At 42.6% G+C, this 3,229-nt stretch carries 2 protein-coding genes; both read right to left on the bottom strand.

The features are described 5' to 3' along the window. Positions 1-300 precede the first annotated feature (300 nt). The gene (topA, locus tag RM049_RS39165; RefSeq protein ID WP_322708105.1) at positions 301-2,466 is read right to left on the bottom strand and encodes a type I DNA topoisomerase; all 2,166 of its coding nucleotides are present in this window, start codon (positions 2,464-2,466) and stop codon (positions 301-303) included. A 247-nt stretch (positions 2,467-2,713) separates the two neighbouring features. Further along, the gene (locus RM049_RS39160; protein WP_322708104.1) at positions 2,714-3,169 is read right to left on the bottom strand and encodes a hypothetical protein; all 456 of its coding nucleotides are present in this window, start codon (positions 3,167-3,169) and stop codon (positions 2,714-2,716) included. Positions 3,170-3,229 lie beyond the last annotated feature (60 nt).

Here is a 3,229-nt window from a genome sequence, read left to right as displayed (position 1 = left end):
CCCCCTCTTATTCAGAAAGTAGATTATCACATTTTGGTATTAGTGGGATAGGTTTAAGACATTGACATTGTAGCGGTTAATTATATCGGTCAATGCTGCATTTAGTTTATCCGCCTTCACATGACGACGATTGACAAACGAAAGCTCTCTCTACTCCTTGCATATGTCGTGCTGCTTGTGTTGGCCCTAAGTTAACGTCAGTTCGACAAGCCCTTTTTTGACCTCTCCCCCAACCCCTCTCCCTGTCGGATAGGGGAGCCAAAACCCTTTAGTATTAAGTAAAAATATCAGCAGTGTAGTCTAACAATTCAATTCCCCAAACTTAGGACTCCACCACCCTTTTTGTGTGCTGAAATAAGCCACATCTTTATGTTTGGTATCCTTACGAAATTGGGCATTAGAACATCGCAACATTGTCTTACTCTGCCCCTCTTTGATATAACTGTACTCCTCTAGAGGTTTTTTACATACTGGGCAGGGATATGCCGTCGTTTTGACAGGAGGCTTTTGTTGATTTTCAGTTTGGACTGTTTTAGCTTGTGGTGGCTGCCAAGTTTTGTTAAAGTCGCTCCAAAATAGCACGACATTTTCACAACCTTTTGTGCATTTGAGGAAATATTTCTTTTTGACCTTACTGCTCGGAATTTTGGCGAGAAAATTTTTGCATTCAGGGCATCGAGTCTTGGAAGTTTCATATTTGCGCTCAGTTATTACATTAGCTTTACCTATTGAGGAACTTGGAACTATAGTTTTAGCTTTGGAGAGCGCTGGTATAAAGTAATTCTGATTCCAATTAGTTAAATAATGCTGCCAAGAATTCTTTCCTTCAGAAATGGCATCAAGGGCATCTTCCATTTTCGCTGTGAATTCTGCCTCTAGTAAATCCGGCAGTGCTTTGAGCAAAAATGCATCAACTTCTAACCCTAACGCTGTCGGTTGCAGATGGTCTTTTTTCAACTCAACATAATTTCGTTTTTTTAAGGTAGCAACAGTAGGAGCATAAGTACTTGGGCGACCAATTCCTTTACGTTCCATCAATTGCACTAATTTTGGTTCACTGTAACGGGGTGGTGGCTGCGTCTGCTTCTTTTCATGTCCAGCATTCTCTAGTTTCAATGCTTGTCCCTGTTGTAATGAAGGTAAAACACTATCCTTGCTGAGATTGTTCCAGTACCGAGCATAACCATAAAATTCAATTACTTGCCCTCTGGCTGACCACAGTAGGGAACCAGATTGAGTAATCACCAAAGTTTTACGCAATTGGGCAGCCCGACACTGAGAAGCAATTGACCGTTTCCAGATCATCACATACAGATTAAACTCATCATCCGGGAGTTCTAAACGCAACTGAACTGAGGGACGAAATACATCGGTTGGACGAATCGCTTCATGTGCTTCTTGAGCCGATTTGCTACTGCGATGCTTGGCAACTTGCTGTGGTACATTCTGCGGATCGTTTTGCTCTAACCATTTACGGGCGCTGGCACAAAATTCTGGACTCAGCATTACTGAGTCTGTTCGCATATATGTGATAAGCCCTGCCTCATACAGCTTTTGGGCTACAACCATAGTTTTATCGGGAGCAAACCTCAGCTTTGAACCGGCTGCTTGCTGAAGGCTGGAAGTTGTAAATGGTGGAGGTGGCTGGCGGTTAACAATTTTTCCTTCAAAATGGATAACCTGATGAGGATGTCGCTGTGCTTCTTCTACTAAACGTGTAGCCTCTGCTTCGGAAAGAACACGTTTGGATTCCGGTGTTTCTGGACTATTACCTACCTTAGCGTCATCATGAGTTTCAGTTTCTTGTTCTGCTGCATCTTTTGCAGAATCGACCGTCCCTTTGTAAAAAGCCCGAAATCCTTCAGCATAATCTACCCAGACACTCCAGTAATCTTGGGGGACAAAAGTCAGAATTTCGTTTTCTCGCTGACAAATCAGGTGCAATGTCGCGCTTTGAACTCTGCCAACACTCTTAGCACCGTTATTCAATGCCCAAACTAAAGGGCTACCTTTGTAACCTACAAGCTTATCTAGGCAATCTCGGCACAGCCCAGCACCGATTAAATTTTGGTCTAGCTTTCTAGGATTAGCGATCGCACTCTGCACCGCCGATGCTGTAATCTCAGTATAAATTACTCGTTTTGGTTCCCTTAAACCCAGCGTTTCTTTAAGATGCCAAGCGATTGTCTCACCTTCCCGGTCTGGGTCAGTTGCTAAGACAACTTCATCAACCTGCTTCACCGCAGACTTGAGCTTCTGGATTGTTTCTTTCGCTCGTTGGTCACGCAAGACGTAATTGCACCGAACATTACTCCCGTCCATGACGAAGCCCAAGGAATCGTCCCCTTCATTGCTGAGTTCTCGGATATGGCCACAACTTGCGAGAACTTTCCAATCTGCACCCAGGATTTGACTGAGTTTTTTAACTTTTCCGGGAGACTCAACTACAAGCAGGCGTTTGATCATAGCAACTGCGTTCTAGATTCTGAGCAATAAACTGGCAATTGCTTTTGAGCGATCGCCTTTCTTCGTCATCTGGATTTTATAGAATACTGTACCAAAAAGCTTTGGAAATTGCTGTACTCAGTTTATTGGGTTATCCCAAGCATCACTGACTCCAGTTTACTTAATTGATGACACGTCCTAGGGCACTCGACAATTCAAACCCCATCTTCATCACGATAATGGAGTGTCAGGCTGCTGTTTAGTACTATCATTCTCTACGCTTTTTGGATGTACGACCAGCTTTAGAAGCAATTTTCTTAATATCGCTGATTAAAATATCAAAACTAGACATTTGACAGACTACGAATTGGGTAAAGTATGACACTAGTGTAGAACGCATTCCCTCTGCTAGCGACTCGTAAAGAAATGAAGGTAAATAAAAACTATACTCTCCATTTTCCTCTCGATATGTCTCAATATCTTCAATTTGAGTTGGGTCAATATTTCCAAGTTGAGCACATTCCCGCATACAGTGTCTCTGAAAATCTGGCCCATAGTCTGAATATAGGATTATGTAAGGAGCAGATTTTGCTATATCTGAAAGGCAAGTTGCAGTCTCCACCATACTAGTAGCAAGGTTGCGATGTGCAACAAATAGTTCAGCAGTTGTAAGCAAAATTGGGCAAATTAAAAAGGGGTTATTGTCTTCACGATGTGCGTACAAATTGACTAGAACACCGATTCAGTAATCGGGGGATAAAAGAAAATTCAGTTGAGCGTGAAG

This window comes from Nostoc sp. DedQUE04, from assembly GCF_034530995.1.
In the GTDB taxonomy this organism is placed as follows: Bacteria; Cyanobacteriota; Cyanobacteriia; order Cyanobacteriales; family Nostocaceae; genus Nostoc.
Note: the sequence above shows the minus strand (reverse complement) of the source record. Positions and strands in the feature narration are given on the sequence as shown.

Excerpts from the sequence above, each read along its gene's own strand:
- topA (WP_322708105.1), bottom strand. The coding sequence starts at position 2,466 with ATGATCAAACGCCTGCTTGTAGTTGAGTCTCCCGGAAAAGTTAAAAAA.